Source organism: Bacillus sp. 1NLA3E (assembly GCF_000242895.2).
Lineage (GTDB): Bacteria > Bacillota > Bacilli > Bacillales > Cytobacillaceae > Bacillus_BU.
Map to the genome: position 1 here is coordinate 4,381,071 of NC_021171.1, position 16,058 is coordinate 4,397,128.

General features: G+C 40.3%; 16 protein-coding genes and 1 riboswitch. Of the genes, 3 read left to right on the forward strand and 13 right to left on the reverse strand.

What is annotated here, in order from left to right; all coding sequences use genetic code 11:
• Positions 1–87 precede the first annotated feature (87 nt).
• Together B1NLA3E_RS21000 and B1NLA3E_RS21005 are read right to left on the reverse strand one after the other, a co-directional pair.
• Complete coding sequence (locus B1NLA3E_RS21000) at positions 88–528, reverse strand: hypothetical protein (protein WP_015595829.1); 441 nt, start codon at positions 526–528, stop codon at positions 88–90.
• Between the two features lie 90 nt (positions 529–618).
• On the reverse strand, positions 619–996 hold the full coding sequence (locus B1NLA3E_RS21005) for a PH domain-containing protein (RefSeq protein ID WP_015595830.1): 378 nt from the start codon (positions 994–996) through the stop codon (positions 619–621).
• 283 nt (positions 997–1,279) lie between these two features.
• On the opposite strand from B1NLA3E_RS21005, the gene B1NLA3E_RS21010 reads away from it, so the two are divergent.
• Both B1NLA3E_RS21010 and B1NLA3E_RS21015 read left to right on the forward strand, forming a co-directional pair.
• Positions 1,280–1,627, forward strand: coding sequence for a hypothetical protein (locus B1NLA3E_RS21010; protein ID WP_041580761.1), 348 nt, complete (start codon positions 1,280–1,282; stop codon positions 1,625–1,627).
• Between the two features lie 114 nt (positions 1,628–1,741).
• Positions 1,742–2,647 carry a VanW family protein gene (locus tag B1NLA3E_RS21015; RefSeq protein ID WP_015595832.1) on the forward strand — a complete coding sequence of 302 codons (906 nt, stop codon included), beginning with the start codon at positions 1,742–1,744 and terminating at the stop codon, positions 2,645–2,647.
• 253 nt (positions 2,648–2,900) lie between these two features.
• Here B1NLA3E_RS21015 and B1NLA3E_RS21020 read toward each other — a convergent pair whose 3' ends face one another.
• The gene (locus tag B1NLA3E_RS21020) at positions 2,901–4,130 is read right to left on the reverse strand and encodes a DUF5667 domain-containing protein (RefSeq protein ID WP_015595833.1); all 1,230 of its coding nucleotides are present in this window, start codon (positions 4,128–4,130) and stop codon (positions 2,901–2,903) included.
• 90 nt (positions 4,131–4,220) lie between these two features.
• Positions 4,221–4,310, reverse strand: a riboswitch (cyclic di-GMP riboswitch).
• A gap of 281 nt (positions 4,311–4,591) precedes the next feature.
• Here B1NLA3E_RS21020 and B1NLA3E_RS21025 point away from each other — a divergent pair.
• A complete protein-coding gene (locus B1NLA3E_RS21025; protein ID WP_015595834.1) occupies positions 4,592–5,200 on the forward strand; it encodes a hypothetical protein in 609 nt (202 codons plus the stop codon).
• Between the two features lie 131 nt (positions 5,201–5,331).
• Here the strand turns inward: B1NLA3E_RS21025 and B1NLA3E_RS21030 are convergent, their stop codons facing one another.
• The 10 genes from B1NLA3E_RS21030 to B1NLA3E_RS21075 form a co-directional block, all read right to left on the reverse strand.
• Positions 5,332–5,694 carry a hypothetical protein gene (locus B1NLA3E_RS21030; protein ID WP_015595835.1) on the reverse strand — a complete coding sequence of 121 codons (363 nt, stop codon included), beginning with the start codon at positions 5,692–5,694 and terminating at the stop codon, positions 5,332–5,334.
• A 65-nt stretch (positions 5,695–5,759) separates the two neighbouring features.
• A complete protein-coding gene (locus B1NLA3E_RS21035; protein ID WP_015595836.1) occupies positions 5,760–6,644 on the reverse strand; it encodes a CoB--CoM heterodisulfide reductase iron-sulfur subunit B family protein in 885 nt (294 codons plus the stop codon).
• On the reverse strand, positions 6,644–7,600 hold the full coding sequence (locus B1NLA3E_RS21040; RefSeq protein ID WP_015595837.1) for a succinate dehydrogenase/fumarate reductase iron-sulfur subunit: 957 nt from the start codon (positions 7,598–7,600) through the stop codon (positions 6,644–6,646). The genes B1NLA3E_RS21035 and B1NLA3E_RS21040 overlap by 1 nt, the downstream gene beginning before the upstream one ends.
• Positions 7,600–9,309: an FAD-dependent oxidoreductase gene (locus tag B1NLA3E_RS21045; protein WP_015595838.1), complete on the reverse strand. Its 1,710-nt coding sequence runs from the start codon at positions 9,307–9,309 to the stop codon at positions 7,600–7,602. Before B1NLA3E_RS21045 ends, B1NLA3E_RS21040 begins: the two co-directional genes overlap by 1 nt.
• 25 nt (positions 9,310–9,334) lie before the next feature.
• On the reverse strand, positions 9,335–9,895 hold the full coding sequence (locus B1NLA3E_RS21050) for a Fe-S-containing hydro-lyase (protein ID WP_015595839.1): 561 nt from the start codon (positions 9,893–9,895) through the stop codon (positions 9,335–9,337).
• 12 nt (positions 9,896–9,907) lie between these two features.
• Entirely contained in the window at positions 9,908–10,753 is an 846-nt protein-coding gene (locus tag B1NLA3E_RS21055; protein WP_015595840.1) for a fumarate hydratase, read from the reverse strand.
• Between the two features lie 90 nt (positions 10,754–10,843).
• Entirely contained in the window at positions 10,844–12,319 is a 1,476-nt protein-coding gene (locus B1NLA3E_RS21060) for an anion permease (RefSeq protein WP_015595841.1), read from the reverse strand.
• Between the two features lie 582 nt (positions 12,320–12,901).
• Positions 12,902–13,618 carry a response regulator gene (locus tag B1NLA3E_RS21065; RefSeq protein ID WP_041580762.1) on the reverse strand — a complete coding sequence of 239 codons (717 nt, stop codon included), beginning with the start codon at positions 13,616–13,618 and terminating at the stop codon, positions 12,902–12,904.
• Complete coding sequence (dcuS, locus tag B1NLA3E_RS21070; RefSeq protein WP_015595843.1) at positions 13,618–15,225, reverse strand: DcuS/MalK family sensor histidine kinase; 1,608 nt, start codon at positions 15,223–15,225, stop codon at positions 13,618–13,620. The genes B1NLA3E_RS21065 and dcuS overlap by 1 nt, the downstream gene beginning before the upstream one ends.
• Before the next feature lie 221 nt (positions 15,226–15,446).
• The gene (locus tag B1NLA3E_RS21075) at positions 15,447–16,058 is read right to left on the reverse strand and encodes a class D sortase (RefSeq protein ID WP_015595844.1); all 612 of its coding nucleotides are present in this window, start codon (positions 16,056–16,058) and stop codon (positions 15,447–15,449) included.

Consider the following 16,058-nt stretch of genomic DNA (forward strand, 5'->3'; position numbering starts at 1 on the left):
TGGTACACCTATGCTTCACTCCATTCAATCAAACGTTTGATTAATACCGAATCTGAATTGCGCTTTACCACATCACCGCGCCGGGGGTCAGGCACCACAAGTCGGGATTTTGGGCATCATTGCGGCTCTTTGGTTCCCATTTTTCCGCGACTCTTGGATTTTGGGCATCATTGCGGCTCTTTGGTTCCCGTTTTTCCTGCGACTTCGGATTTTGGGCATCATTGCGGCTCTTTGGTTCCCATTTTTCCGCGACTCTTGGATTTTGGGCATCATTGCGGCTCTTTGATTCCCATTTTTCTGCGACTCCTGAATTTTGGGCATCATTGCGGCTCTTTGGTTCCCATTTTTCCGCGACTCTTGAATTTTGGGCATCATTGCGGCTTTTTTGTTCCCATTTTTCCTACCACTTCGGATTTTGGGCATCATAGTGGCTCTTTGATTCCCATTTTTCCTCGACTCTTGGATTTTGGGCATCATTGCGGCTCTGTTGTTCCCGTTTTTCCTGCCACTTCGGATTTTGGTAATCATTGCGGCTCTTCACCAAAGCTGTCCGAAATCGCCGCTTAGTGAGCATATATAAGTTCAGAGAGCAACAAAATTTACGAAAAGAGCCTTCTTTTATTTTGCGATGTAGGTGGCGAGGGCTTTTTGGACGTCGAAGATGCTCTTGTCTTTTTTGAATTGTTTTTCGATTGGTTGATCCGAACCGGAGATCCAGATTTTTAGTTCGGCATCAAGATCAAAGGTTCCGGCTGTTTCACAGCTAAAATGGGTGATACTTTTGTAAGGAACTGAATGATATTCAACCTTTTTCCCTGTCATCCCCTGCTTATCGATTAAAATCAGTCTTGTATTGGTGAATACGATGAGGTCTCGTATTAGTTTATAGGCTTTTTCAACTCGCTCATTATTAGCAATAATCAGTTCAAGATCTTTTTCTACCTCTTTTACGTCTACTTCGGAAACATTCCCCATTAGACCATCTAGAATACCCATTTGAACTTCCTCCTTTATTTACGGTTACTAATAGTTTTTCTTTATCTTCATTTTATTTTCCTTTATATTTTAAAATAATATTAGTTTATTTGCTGATTTTATAGAGATTCATTACAAAATCAGGTAATATCCAACTTAATGGAACTATTACTCACCTTCTCTTTATAACCTTTGAATAAAACTCACTTTTAAGAATAATCCAGTGAAAGTAAATATTTAACAGGGACGATAAAGCTATAATATATAGAGGGAGATTAATACATATTAATTGGAGGACTTTATTATGCAAACTTATATACTTATTGCATTTTTTCTTTTGATATTAATCTTATCCATCGTAGCATTTCGGTACTCGCAGAAATTAATTGTCCGTTTAGCACCACCGCTTATAACCTTACTTGTGTTGTTTTTGGGCTTGATGATTTCTATTTATTTTAATAGTGAATTCATTTTCGCCTATTTATTCCTTAATTTATTGCCTAATTTACTTGGGCTCATTGTTGCCAGTATTGTATTGCATATTGTTCTTCGTTTGTTCAAACAGCGAAAAATTGATAAGACTGGCGTCATTGGGGTTGCTGTTATATTAGTGATTTTTGTTGTGTGGAATTACTTACAAAGATTTATTTGATGTTTATTTTTCCAAAAGCCAGCCACCTGTACGCAAAAAGAATCTTCTATTTCTGCCACATGAAACGAATTCATCTTACCCATACTATGTGAGGGGTGAATTTAATTGAATTTCATGTGGTTTTTTGCGTTTATTTTTCTAAGTCAAACGACCGAGGTACCAGCAGATAATTTATCAATCAACCTGAATGGTGATAACATTGCTGTGGTGAACCGTTCCGATTTTATGATGCCTATTCAAATGCTTCCTTTTTTTAATAAAAACAGCTTGTTACAGCTCGAGGAAAAAGTGGCTCAGCAAATTAAGAAAGAACCAGTCAATGCAGGTCTGGACCAAAGCGGAAATATTTATGCCGAAAAAACTGGTGCTGTGCTAAACCGAAGCAAATTTACGGAGCAGTTCTACAAGTACTTCTACAGCACTGGGCCCGCAACAATCGAAGTCCCTGTTCGCGCAATATACCCGCGAATTGATAGCGAACTGATTTCTGATATTAGGACTGAGATGCTTGGACATTATGTGACTTATTATAATTCTAGAAATGAAGAACGTTCCCATAATATTTATCTAGCGACTGCTAAGATTAATAATACCGTGATTTTTCCTGGGGAGAAGTTTTCTTTTAATCGGATTGTCGGAAAAAGGACGAAAGCGAAAGGATATTTACCGGCACCGGTGATTGTTAAAGGCGAGCTTTCAGAGGGAATCGGGGGCGGGATTTGTCAGGTGTCCTCGACATTGTATAATGCTGTGGATCAGTCGGGATTAGAGATTGTGGAGCGTTATTCCCACAGCAAGAAGGTCCCTTATGTTCCTGACGGCCGGGATGCAACGGTCAGTTGGTACGGTCCCGATTTCACCTTTAAAAACAAGTATAATCAGCCTGTGCTCATTCGGGCTCAGTCCGGTAATGGCAGAATGATTGTGATGATATTTTCCTCTGATGGTATCAATTATAATCCACGGAAAGTACCGCGTATGTCAGGAAAATTGCCTAAAGAAATACCTGCGCCCCTATAAGGAAGGGACGCAGGTATTTTGGTTTTGATTATTTTATTTTGACTTCTCACAGCATTTTAACACTTTAAAGCACCGGGGGTCAGGCGCCACTCAGCGCTTTAACGCAATAAAGCGTCTGCTGTTTTATTGTTCTTTTTAGTTCTTCGGCTCAGAGTGAGGTAACCCTGGACTTTGTCTAATTCATTTAATAAAAAAAGAGACCAGACTTCCTTTTGGATTAATTCTCCCGAAAGTCTGGCACTTTTATTGATTTTTATTTTCCGTTATTTTCTTTTGATTGTTGTTGTTTTCCATGATCTATTGCAGTTTCTAGAGCTTGTTTTGCTTGTGTTTTTGCTGCCTCAGCGGTTTGCTTGGCCTGCATTTTTGCAGTTTCTTCTATCTGTTTTGCTTGAACTTTTGCTGCCTCAGCAGTTTGTTTGGCGACTTCCGCTGTTTGTTTTGCTTTTTCGGCAACTTGGTCAGGTTTCTGGCTTGTTTTCTTAACATCAGCATTTGGTTTACTTGTATTTTCTGTTGAAGTGGCTAATGGAGACGCTGTTTCTTCTTCAATTGCAGCGGCTGGTAAGGCTTCTGTTGACACCGCACCATCCGCAGCCAACTCATCTGTGTCTATTTTTTCAACTTCAGTTTGATTATCGTCTTCTACTGCCGAATCTTGATTAAGTTTCGTTGCAAGTTTATCTTTTTTAGCATTAAGCTGTTTTAACTTTTTCGTATATTTTTCTGTTGCTTTCGTGTTTCCCTCGGCTTTCGCTGTTTCGATTGCTTGCTCTAGATAATCTATCTTTTTAGAGAGGGCTTGAGCCTTAACTTGAGTCATAGTAATGTTAAGTTCTTGCATCACTCCGCCGATTTCTGTTTCTCCACTGTTTAAAAGGGCGACTATTTCTTCAACCGTCTTCCCGCTAATCTCAGAAAGGGCGATCACCTTTGCAATTTCTCCGTATCCAAGGTCCTCACTACGTAATGCTTTAACAACATCTGTATCAAGTCCCTGTACTACGTTGGCAACTAGAAAAGCTTCGTCCTGTTGTTCCTTGACCTCAACTTTTTGGTCTTCACTTAGTTGATTGGCCAGATCTTCATCAATTTCTGCAGCGTCTGCTAATTGCTCCCCAAGCTCTTGTTTTGTTTGGTCCTCAACCTCTTCATTAGCTACGACATCAGAAACCGCGTCCTGAGCCTCTGCAAGGACCTCAGTATAATCAGATATGGTCTCCGTAACTAATTCCGGTTGTTCTTCTACCGTCATTGCCTCCGCTTCAGCAAGTCGTTCATCAGCTTGCTCTAGCAAAAGGTCGGCTTCCTTTACAGCGTCAGTAGTAACTGCTAATTCTACCTCTTCATAAAGCTTGTCCACTGGATAAAGAAATTCGTCAGGCGTTATTCCAGCAGTGTCTGTCACCTCGGAATTTGCGCTCACTGAAGTTCCCATTGCAAACAAAAGAGTAAGCGCTGTTAAGCAAATTCTTCTTTTCATCGTTTTTTCCTCCTACAAGTAATTTATAACGATTAAAGCCCTTAGGAGATAATAAAAAAACTACTCCGAAGAATAGTAAGCAGCTTACTCTTCGGCAACTGGCTGGCATCATCAATGAATACGATCTTAGCCCCTATAGCTTTGCGTCCCTGAATTTCCCCAGGTTTGCCCTTTCGGATTTTAATAGTCATTTTAATTATAAGATTACTAGAAATAAATGGGAAGATAATTTCCTAATATAATAAAAATCAAATAGAGGTGCCCACCGCTCACTCCTTCTCTTTAATGCTTTACTTTTAACGGTGGTCAGGCACCGAATGACGACTTAAAGCTGTACCGAGCCACCGATTCTTGCAAATTTCCCGGTATTTCTTCACAATATTAGTAGATGATATTAGTACTGTTTTTGATCGCTTATTTAATCCGATTTGCTTTTTTGCAAAAAATGAGGAGGCTCCGTTATGCATACTCCCTCTGATAACAATTCCGGAAAGTCAATCAAGAAGGACCCTAATTTAACAAGAAAGCGTCTATTTCGTTTTATTGGTTTATTAGGATTATTATTACTTTTATATATCTTCTCAGACAAAATTATCAATCTTTATAACCGCTATTTTGTCAACGAGGACAAGCTGTTGGTCACATATTTGGATAAAACAGACCTTTACAATGACGATAGTGATGCAATCGTTAAAAACGTTAAACTTAAATTATTTCGTTTATCTGCTGAGGAATATTCGGTGGAGATCAAAAATACTCAAGACCAGCTTCAGGAACTGACAAAGACAACCAAGAATCTTAAAACACCGAAAGGCTTTAGCAACCATAAAAAATCCTTCATGGCGGTAATGAAGGAACGAATGTTGGTATTATCTTATTTAGATAAGGCTAGGAAGGACAATAGTTTTGATGAGCTAAACGCCCACTTTGATGAATTGGCCCACAAACAGGAACTGGAGCGATCCAGCCTCAAAAAAGCCTTCGATGATGCTGGCATTGAATATAAAGAGCTTGGAGATGGCTCGTTTCGGTATTGGTACAAGAGCCATTCCGCAAAACCGATTCGCTAAAACAGAAACAACGCAAAAAATCCCCTTCACATGTAAGGGGATTTTTCGCGTATAAAAGTGCCAGGGGGGCTTTGGCACTCTCTACTGCTTTAACTCTTCACAGCGCCGGGGGTCAGGCACCACTTAGTGGTTTAGCGCGTTAAAGCAGCCGCGGCAGTCCCGGTTTTGTAGTGTTGATATACTCCGGTGTTGATGGAGATTTTCACTAGTTGGTTGATGTCGGTTTTCCAGGAGTGGTCTAGGTTTGTTGGATCGACGGTTGCGACTCCATATTTTAGTTTGATCCACTTCTGGGTATCTTCGTCTTGGAAGTAGCCGGAAATTGTTGTTGATAATGGATGAAAGGCTTTTTTACTTGAGTGAATCCTGCCATGGTAAATATGGCTTTCACCGTATTGGTCATGAATCCAGTCGTCTTCAATATTCAACAACCACAGCTTCCCACTACCAACCTTCCCGACTAATTTAGCCTTTTTCTCAAAGGTATATTTCATTTAAAATATCCCCTTACTTCAAAATCTTATGACGCTTGGTACCATAGCAAAACTCACTTAACTTATTAAACAGTCATTAACGATCCTTTTAATGCCGGAATCGCATCTACGACGTGTCTTTGGATCGCCAGCTCTTCAGGTGAGAAACCTAGGGCAAGACCGATCAACTGCGGTAAGTGCAGGATTGGCATCGTAATATCTTCGCTAAATCCTTTTTGTGCGTCAGGCTGATATGCATCAAGCTGCATTTGACAAAGCGGACATGGAGTGACGATGCAATCTGCACCTGCATATTTTGGTGACAGACAGTTTTTGCCTGTTAAATCCATTACTTCTTTTTCAGCTGGAAAAACAGCATGGAAACCACAGCAAGCTAATCTTTGATCAAAGTCAACACTCTCTGCCCCAAGCACCTCGGCAACCATTTCCATCGATTGCGGATTCATATGGTTTTCAAAGCCCATGATATCGGGTGGCATGGTAATATGACAGCCATAGAAATTAGCTACTTTTAAACCAGTTAATGGTCTTTTTACTTTTTTGCGTAGATTTTCCAAACCATAATCTTCAATTAATGCCCAAAGGAAATGCGTTACTTCAGTTGTACCCTTGTACTGAAGTCCCGCTCTGCTTAGGCCTTCATTTACTTTAGTGCGAAGCTTTTCATTTTTATCCATTTTTAACTTAGCTGTTCTTAGCATTAATGTACATGTATTACAAACAGTCAATAATTTTAACGTGCCTAGCTCTTCTGCCAAAGCAATGTTTCTAGCGTTAATAGACGTGGCTAAGAAATTATCGACATCTTGAATGTGGCTTGCCCCACAGCAAGTCCAACCATTTAATTCTATTAATTCAATCCCTAATGCAGATGCTACTTTTTTAGTAGAAATCATAAGCTCTTCTGCTGCTGATTCCAATGTACATCCTGGGAAAAAGGCGTATTTCATTAGTCGTTTACCTCCTGTGCAAACTTATAAATCTCTCTAATTCCTTTAATACCTTCGACAGCCTTTGGCATATGAAGCGGGTTGATTTTACCCTTTTTAATCATTCTCAAGGCAAACGGAACACGGGCCTTCACGGTATTGAGGACACCTTCTGTTTTAATTGGTAGCATGACTTCATTTAGGCGACCTTTGCTCTTTACATCATCATGGAAAGCAAAAGCGTGTCGTGCTCCTAAGTTTTTCACTTCACCCATTTTGATAGATTCTGAGCGTAAGTAAGCAATCTGTTCTGTTAATGGAATACCCTTTGGACATTTTGTCACACACTGCATACAGTGGAGGCATTTCCATAATTCATTTTCATAAACTGGACGAATATGCTCTTGTGGTGAACCGTCCCGTGAATCAACAGCAAAGCGGTAAGCACGATTTAGGATAAACGGATCCAAATATGTTCCATCATTTATTGCAAGCTGGTTACATTCTGATGCACAAACACCGCACAAAATACAATCGGTTGGGGAGGAAATATCATGGTAATCGTCCTCAGCCTGAATAAAGCCATCCTCTTTACTGCCCTCATCTGAAGGGATCAACCACGGCTTAACCTGCTCCATTTTTTCCATCTTAGGTTCCCAAGCAATTGCCAAATCCTTGATCACGTCAAAATTTTTCAAAGGTTCAAAGGTTAAGTAATTAGTAGAAAATGTTTCTAAAACCTCATCCAATGAAGTTTTACATGATAGAAACGCATGGTCATTTACTCTAACGGCACAGCTTCCGCAAATGGCATGGCGACAGGCGGAGGTGAACGTTAATGTCGGGTCTAGCTGCTCGCGAATCGAAGTTAAGGCCCAAAGAATGGTTTTCCCTTTTTCATACGGAAGTTCATAATTGTCATACCATTCGCGCTCGCCGTCAAATCTCTTAATTTTAAAATAAATTGTCGTAAACATTAGTACTTCCGCTCCTCCGGTTGATATTTCGTGATTTTTACCGGGATGTAATCTAACCGATAGTTATTCCCTTCCTTATGGATCAACGTGTGTTTAAGGAAGTCACCATCATTACGTACAGGGTAATCCGATCTAGAATGAGAGCCCCTGCTTTCTTTTCGGTTGATTGCTCCCATGGTCACTGCCTTTGCGAGCTTTAATAGATTTCCAATTTCAACATAGTTGAGGAAAGCCATATTGTATTTTAACGAAGGATCTCCACAAAAAGCCTCTTTATATTCTTCTAAAAGCTGCTCTACTGTTTTAGATGCTTCGACCATTTCTTCTTCAGTCCGGAAAATCCCAACATTGTACCACATTGTTTCCGCTAATCGATCACGGATACTAAACATGTTGATTCCAGTCTTTTTACTGCGAATCTTTTCAAATTCGTTTTCCCATTTTTGCGTTTCGGCCTCAAGTTTTTTCGTTCCTGCGAAAGAACGTCTCTTAGCCGTTTCTTTTGCACCAAGTCCGGCATACTTACCGAACAGAACAACATCGGCAACTGAGTTTCCACCAAGACGGTTCGCACCGTGAATCGATACGCTTGAGCATTCGCCGGCAGCGTGAACACCTTCGATTGGTGTACTGCAAGTTTTATAGTCACTTACATGGATGCCGCCCATCATATAATGACAGCTTGGACGAATCGGTACTGGTTCTTTAATTAAATCAACGCCTTCAAAATCCATTGCCAATTCCCGTACTTGCGGCAGGCGTTCCATGATTTTTTCCTCACCTAAATGGCGCAGGTCCATTAGCACGTAAGAACTCATTCCTTCACCAAAGCCGCGGCCTTCTTTAATTTCTGTTTCGATTGAGCGTGAAACAAGGTCACGAGGTCCTAACTCCATTTTTTCAGGAGCATAACGGGCCATAAACCGTTCTCCGTCCTTATTCAATAAATAACCGCCCTCGCCCCGGCATGCTTCTGATAAAAGCACCCCAGTTGACGCTAAACCAGTTGGATGAAATTGGACAAACTCTGGATCCTTTAATGGAATTCCTGCTTCGAAGCAAGCCGCCGTTCCATCACCAGTCATGTTGATCGCATTGGTGGTTCTGCTCCAATAAATACGACCAAACCCGCCTGTTGCGATCACAACTGCTTTAGCTTGAATTGGCTGAATTTCTCCAGTTCGCATTTCCATCGCTACGATTCCTTCGAACTTGCCATCTTCGACCGCAACCGATAACAGATGCCAGTCATCAAGAAACTCGACTTTGTTCTTTAAGCACTGTTCATACAAGGCATGAAGAATAACGTGACCCGTTTTATCAGCTGAATAACATGTTCTCGGACTTGATGCACCACCAAATGGTCTTTGAGCAACACGGCCATTTTCATCACGTGAAAAAGGCACACCATAATAATCTAATTCGGAAATAACCTTTGGCATATTTTCTGTGAAAAATTCAACTGCATCCTGATCCGCTAAGAAGTCGCTTCCTTTAACTGTATCGCGAAAGTGTTTGTCAACTGAATCAGTTGCATCGCGATAACCCATCGCTGCATTAATTCCGCCTTGGGCTGCGCCCGTATGTGAACGTGTTGGGAAAATTTTTGAAATACACGCTACACGCAAACTTTTATCTTCACTTGCTGATAGTGCCGCCATCATTCCAGCACCGCCAGCTCCTACTACTACAACATCATACTTTAGCATGACAATTTTCCACCTCGATTTCTTGTTAGTCTTCGATTCTGTATTTCTTTACACCAATTTCATAGAGATCATTACCTTCACAATCAACTGCGACTATACAAGGATAATTGACAACTTCCATGCGACGAATCGCTTCTGGTCCAAGGTCCGCGTAGGCAACAATATCAACCTTTTTAATCGTATCAGCGATTAAAGCAGCCGCTCCGCCGATTGCAGCGAAGTATACGGCGCCATGTTTCTTCATCGATTCGATTACTTCTTTACTACGAGGGCCTTTTCCAATCATTCCTCTTAGTCCCTGCTCCATCATCGTTGGAGAATAAGCATCCATACGACCACTTGTTGTTGGCCCGCAAGATCCGATTGCTTTCCCTGGTTTTGCAGGTGACGGTCCAGCATAGTAAATGACTTGGTCTTTTACATCTATCGGCATCGGTAGATTTTCATTCAAAGCATCAACCATATTTTTATGGGCTGCGTCTCTTGCTGAATAAATGACACCTGTAATCGAAACTTGATCACCGGCTTTTAAATCTTTTACCTGGTCAAACGTTAATGGTGTGGTAAGTTGTTTAATCGTTGTCATTTTTTTCACCCCTTATAATGTAGCTTCCGTATGGCGAGCAGCATGGCAGTTCAATGTGACACAAACCGGCAGCATCGCGATATGGGTTGGATATGTTTCGATATGAACAGCTAAAGCAGTCACTTTACCACCAAATCCTTGTGGTCCAATTCCTAATTTGTTGATTCGTTCAAGCAGTTCTTTTTCTACTTCAGCATAAGCTGGGTTTGGATTCGGCGAACCAGCTTCACGAGCTAACGCCTTTTTAGCTAATAAGGTACATTTATCCATTGTTCCGCCGATTCCAACGCCAACAATGACTGGAGGACAAGGATTTCCGCCAGCTTGAGTAATCGAATTGACGATAAAATCCTTTACGCCCTCGATGCCTTCAGATGGCTTGCACATTTTCACGGCACCCATATTTTCACTGCCTGCCCCTTTAGGCAGTACTTGGATATTTAGCTTGTCACCTGGGACAATTTCCATATGAATGACAGCCGGAGTATTGTCGCCAGTATTTTTTCTATCTAAAACAGGATCAGAAACAACTGATTTCCGTAAATAACCCTCTTCATAACCTTGTCGAACACCTTCATTGATTGCGTCAGTGAAATCGCCATCGACGATTCGGACGTCTTGACCTACTTCTACTAAAATAACTGTCATTCCCGTGTCTTGACACATTGGAGCATGCTCAGCACGAGCAAGTTTTACATTTTTTAGAATTTTCTCTAAACTATATTTACCAAACTCTGATTCTTCTTTTTCTAAGCCCGCTGCAATCAGATTTTCAACATCCTCTGGTAGATCGCAAGCTGCTTTCATACAAAGATTTTTTACCGTTTCCGTAATTAATTTTGCTGATATTTCCCGCATTAGATTGTTCCTCCTACTTTAGTTGGTAGCCAAACGCTTGATGGTTTAGCTACCTAGTTTTATTTTTCCAAAAGCAAAGGGTCTATGTTTTTACCAAAGTCCAAGAACTTTCCACCATACGCCGCCGACACCGATCCAAACGATGATATGGATAATCGAAATAAGGAAACCGAGCGACCACCATTTGTTTTGTGTAACATAGCCGCTTCCGAAGAAAACTGGTGCTGGTCCGCAGCCATAATGTGTCATACAACCAAATAGATTGCTGAAGAATGCTAGGATTAAAGCTGATACTAAAGGTGGTGCTCCAGCCGCGATCACAACTGTTAGGAAAGCGGCATACATGGCACTAACATGTGCTGTACTGCTTGCAAAGAAATAGTGAGAGTAAAAGTAAACAACTGAAAGGATAACCAATGCCCAAATCCACGACATTCCACTAACTGCGCCCTTCATTGTTTCACTAAACCAAGGAATCATTCCTAACTCATTTAAGAAGGTAGCCATCATGACTAACACTGCGAACCATACTAATGTGTCCCATGCTCCTTCTTCCTTCTTAATGTCGTTCCATGATAATACTTGAGTTAATAACAAAACTCCTAATCCGATAAACGCTGTCGTTGTAGCATTGATATTTAAGCTTGTTCCAAAAATCCACAAAGCCAAAATCAATAGAAATACGCCAATCATGTACCATTCTTGCTTTTTTAGTGAGCCCATTTCTTTTAGCTTTTTAGCTGCCATTGCCGGTGCTTCAGGTGTTTCCTTAATTTCTGGAGGATATAATTTATAGATGACATAAGGAATTAGGATTAAACTAATTAATCCGGGTACGATTGCAGCTGTTGCCCAACCCATCCACGAAATTGTTTTTCCGGTTAAATCATGTGTAATTTGAGCTGCTAAAGGATTAGCGGCCATCGCTGTTAAAAACATCGCCGACGTAATCATGTCGCCCTGGAAAGCAACCTTTGTTAAGAAGGCTCCAACTTTTCTTTCTGTTCCATCGCCAACGCGTGATCCAAACGTTTCAGACAGTGAGCGAATAATTGGAAGGATAATTCCACCTGCACGAGCTGTATTCGAAGGCATTGCAGGTGATAAAAGCAAATCACTTACAAGCAAGGAGTACGATAATCCAAGTGTTTTCTTACCAAACATTTTTACGAACATATAAGCAACGCGCGAACCTAAACCTGTTTTGATAAAACCGCGCGAGATAAAAAAGGCAATAACGATTAACCAAATGGTTGAATTTTGAAAGCCAGTTAACGCCTGATCAATCGTCAATGTTTGCGTAAGCACCGTTGCCGTTAAGGCTAGGATTGCTACACTCCCCATTGGCATTGGCTTGCTAACTAATCCAACAATTGTTGCTACGAAAATAGCGAATAAGTGCCATGCTTGTACATCTAAGCCTGCAGGTGGTGTAATCATCCATAGAGCCACACCTACGATTATAGTAATGAGTAATGGTAATAATTTAACTTCACTTAAACCTTTAGGGTTGGTACCAACTTTAACCTTGGGTATTTGTTTTAGCTTTATAGCTGGAACAGACATATTTTTCACTCCCTTTATTTTTCCTTCACTTGTTCACAAAACTTTCACATTTGTGAGCATATTCACAAACTCTCTTTTTAAAATAGCTACTAATTTTCATTAGAAGCCCTCTTGTACCATTTCACTTTTCTAACGTACCTTTTCATTTTCATCAATTTAATTTGGTTATTTTTAAGTGTTAAAAATCCCCCCATTGAAAGGTAATTTACTTTTCGAGAAATGTTTATCTCGCTCTATTGAATGGTACTGAATATAAGGATTTCTTAATAGTTTATGAAAATATATAAAGAGTTTTGTAACTTTAGAAAGTAGGAGAGTCTTTTTTGCAAAAAAAACAAAAGCGTAAGCGCCCGGTTAGCGACGTATGGACTGGAGCACACCGACTGAGATAAAGGAAACACGAAGAGCGAGAGTGATTCTATGTTGACTTATCGTAGGGAGGTGGGTGAAGTCCACTAGGCGCTGGGCGCTGGAGCTGGACGAGTCCAACCTAGTTAACGTTACCCACAGTGCTGAAATCTATAATTTTGTAAAAAATAAAAAAAAGGATAGGAGATTTGGCTCTCCTACCCTTGTAAACTTTTATCCGTTCAAATATTTATTCATTAATTGGTGATCTAGATTGGCTATCCGGTGCTTAAAAATAGGTCTGCCAACCGCCCCGTAAACCACTTCCGTGTCAATAATCGTAATATCAGCTAAAAAGAACAGGTATTTTCTCATCGACACCCTGGAAATTCCGACTTGCTTTGCCATTTCGTCGGTTGAAAATACTTCAGCCCCGTTCTCTAGGATTTTTTCCCAAATTAACCGCAAGGTGTTTCTCGTCAGCCCCTTTGGAAGTTCAAAGCTTATAACACTTTGCTGGTCCTTGTGAAGGAGTAAATGGTCTAGTTCTTCCTGACTAAGCTTTTCCTGTTCGTCAAAAAAGCTCTGTTCTTCTTTATATGAGTTAAGCGCCGTCTGAAATCGTTCAAATTCAAATGGTTTAATTAAATAATCGACCGCTCCAAACCGCAGCCCTTTTTGAATACTTTCCTTATCACATGCCGCTGAAATAATAATCACATCAATCCCTTGACCTAGCCACCTGATTTTCGATAACAGACTCCAGCCGTCCTCGCCTGGCATATATATATCTAACAAAATTAGATCAACTTGATCCTTTTCAATAATCGGAAGGGCCTCATCAACGGTCGATACAGCCGCAACCAACTGAAAACCGTTCATTTTTCCAAGATAACTTGTATTAATCTTAGCTACCATCGGGTCGTCTTCAACAATGACTGTACGAATCATCATGAATCACTCCTGTTTTCATATGGAATTTTCACATTAATCTTTGTGCCAAATCCTTCTTGTGAGCAAAAATCGATCGTGCCATTAAGCTCTGCTACACTGTGCATGACGAGGTATAAACCGTAGCCTCGATCAACCCCTTTAGTAGAGAACCCTTTTTCAAATATACTATTTTTCATCTCAGGGCTCATACCGGTGCCTGTATCCGTTACTGTAATGGATATTTGCCCAACTGGTTTCGGCAAAATCTCCACCGCAACCTTCTTTTCCTCGGAGTTCTGCACCGCATCAATCGCGTTATCAATCAGGTTACCGAGGATGGTAATCATTCCTTTAATTACTTCTTGATCATTTGGTGTAGGTAAATAGCATTCGTCCGCAAACTTCAGTTCTGCTCCTTTTTCCCTTGCATAGCTTACCTTTCCTAAAAGAAAGCCTGATAGGACAGGATCTTTGAAGTGACTGGTGAAAAAGCCAGCTTCGGATTCACTTGTATCTTTTAAACCCCTCACATAATCTAGTAACTGATCATAAAATTCCAGTTGAACCATACCAAGAATAACATGAAGCTTATTCATAAATTCATGCGTTTGAGAACGCAAAGCCTCAGCATACAAACGAACTCCAGTGAGCTGCTCAGCCATAATCTTCATTTCAGTCTTATCGCGAAAAGTCGCTACTGCTCCAACAATTTGTCTATTCACTAGGATTGGCACGATATTAGCAACCAACACGAGGCCGTTGATGGAATATTCTTGGTCTAGTTCTTTATGTCCCGTTTCGATAACCGAGGTAATATGGAATTTGGGGATGATGTCCCCAACTTTTTGTCCGACCGGGTTGTGGTTAATCCCAACCTTTTTAAATAATCGCTCAGCCTCTTGATTTAATAGGGTGATTTTCGAATCACGATCCACTGCTAATACACCCTCACGGACATTGAGCAGCATCGCACTCCTTTGCTCGAGAAGGTTGGCGATTTCATCAGGCTCCATCCCAAACATGATTTTTTTAACCTTGTAAGCCAATAAAACCGCTCCAAATATGCCCACAAGAATGCCGATAATGGCACTGATATAGATGACTCGACTACTCTTATCCAGCTGCGTTTGAACATCATCAAGGAGAATCCCCACAACTACAGCACCAATTTGTTTCCCTGTTGCATTATAAACAGGGGTAAAAAAACGCAAGGACATTCCAAGGGTCCCTTTGCCAATCGATAAATTTTCCTTCCCGGCATAGACCGGCTTATCGTCTCCACCAACGAATTTGTGACCGATTTTCTCTTTAATAGGATGTGATTTCCTAATTCCGTTCATATCTAAAACAACAATAAACCGGACATCAGTTGCTTTTCGAATTTTTTCCGTGTAAGGCTGGATTGATTTCTCATCCACATTATTACTTAACCCATCAATGACAACCGGTGACAGTGCGACTGTCCTTGATAGGTCCTTTGCTTTTTCTTCAATATTATTTAAAGTTGTTAGTTCGACATTTTTTTTAATCAAGTGATTAGTAACAGAGAAACAGATGAAGATAACCGCTGAGACTAATAAGGTAATGGTTGTTCGTAATCGAAGCTTCAATAATCTTTTTACCACTTAATCCATCTCCTTGTAGTGGCTTAACCTATCGTCATGGTATTTTAACTTACTTTATTGTAAGAGTAAAAAATCACTTTTCCCCTAAAAAGTGTTTCAATTAAGTGAATGTTTAATTTTGGGAAAAAAGAGACTGTTGAAAAGGTCGATTGTAAACTTATAATACAAAAAAAGAGGCTGCGGTGGAAATCCAGCAGTCTCTTTTTCTGTGAACCTTTTGTTTATTTAATTGTTTGCTTTGAAACCATATAAGCTACTAAGATATACCGTTGTGGCGCATCGCCTATGTAATTAAAGGGGTAACAGGTACTAACTGTTAAAGTAGCTCTAGGTTTAGGCACAATAACCGTCCGATCATTAGCATCTACTATCCTTACTTTATTTACTTTATAGGTAAACTCACCAGCAGAAGTATTAACAGTCAAGAGGTCCCCAACACCCACCTCTCCTAATCTGCGAAAAACGGTATCTCGGTGACCAGATAAAACTGAATTATCTTTTTCTCCAGGAAGGACACTGTTTGCATAATGCCCCACTCCCTTTTCTAGTTCATCTTCATCTGTACCATGGAAAATTGGTAAACTAGCATTTAATTTTGGAATATATAAACTTCCTATTTCTTCCCCTTGTTTAGGACGAACTGGATAAAGAACATCGGGATTTTTATTAGAAGATTTGAGATGAGCTGCTGATTTAGCTGGATGATCACTACTTTTCTCTACCTTATACAAAAAGTACCCTTTTAAAAACTTATAGGCATTTGTTGTCGAAAATCCAATTCCTGATAAAACCAAAGCAATTGAAAGAAAAAAAATGAGCTTCTTTCTTTTCAT

Bases quoted from the DNA above. Each gene is read 5' to 3' on its own strand.
- B1NLA3E_RS21000 (WP_015595829.1), bottom strand. From the start codon at position 528: ATGATTACCAAAATCCGAAGTGGCAGGAAAAACGGGAACAACAGAGCC.
- B1NLA3E_RS21005 (WP_015595830.1), bottom strand. From the start codon at position 996: ATGGGTATTCTAGATGGTCTAATGGGGAATGTTTCCGAAGTAGACGTA.
- B1NLA3E_RS21010 (WP_041580761.1), top strand. From the start codon at position 1,280: ATGCAAACTTATATACTTATTGCATTTTTTCTTTTGATATTAATCTTA.
- B1NLA3E_RS21015 (WP_015595832.1), top strand. From the start codon at position 1,742: ATGTGGTTTTTTGCGTTTATTTTTCTAAGTCAAACGACCGAGGTACCA.
- B1NLA3E_RS21020 (WP_015595833.1), bottom strand. From the start codon at position 4,130: ATGAAAAGAAGAATTTGCTTAACAGCGCTTACTCTTTTGTTTGCAATG.
- B1NLA3E_RS21025 (WP_015595834.1), top strand. From the start codon at position 4,592: ATGCATACTCCCTCTGATAACAATTCCGGAAAGTCAATCAAGAAGGAC.
- B1NLA3E_RS21030 (WP_015595835.1), bottom strand. From the start codon at position 5,694: ATGAAATATACCTTTGAGAAAAAGGCTAAATTAGTCGGGAAGGTTGGT.
- B1NLA3E_RS21035 (WP_015595836.1), bottom strand. From the start codon at position 6,644: ATGAAATACGCCTTTTTCCCAGGATGTACATTGGAATCAGCAGCAGAA.
- B1NLA3E_RS21040 (WP_015595837.1), bottom strand. From the start codon at position 7,600: ATGTTTACGACAATTTATTTTAAAATTAAGAGATTTGACGGCGAGCGC.
- B1NLA3E_RS21045 (WP_015595838.1), bottom strand. From the start codon at position 9,309: ATGCTAAAGTATGATGTTGTAGTAGTAGGAGCTGGCGGTGCTGGAATG.
- B1NLA3E_RS21050 (WP_015595839.1), bottom strand. From the start codon at position 9,895: ATGACAACGATTAAACAACTTACCACACCATTAACGTTTGACCAGGTA.
- B1NLA3E_RS21055 (WP_015595840.1), bottom strand. From the start codon at position 10,753: ATGCGGGAAATATCAGCAAAATTAATTACGGAAACGGTAAAAAATCTT.
- B1NLA3E_RS21060 (WP_015595841.1), bottom strand. From the start codon at position 12,319: ATGTCTGTTCCAGCTATAAAGCTAAAACAAATACCCAAGGTTAAAGTT.
- B1NLA3E_RS21065 (WP_041580762.1), bottom strand. From the start codon at position 13,618: ATGATTCGTACAGTCATTGTTGAAGACGACCCGATGGTAGCTAAGATT.
- B1NLA3E_RS21075 (WP_015595844.1), bottom strand. From the start codon at position 16,058: ATGAAAAGAAAGAAGCTCATTTTTTTTCTTTCAATTGCTTTGGTTTTA.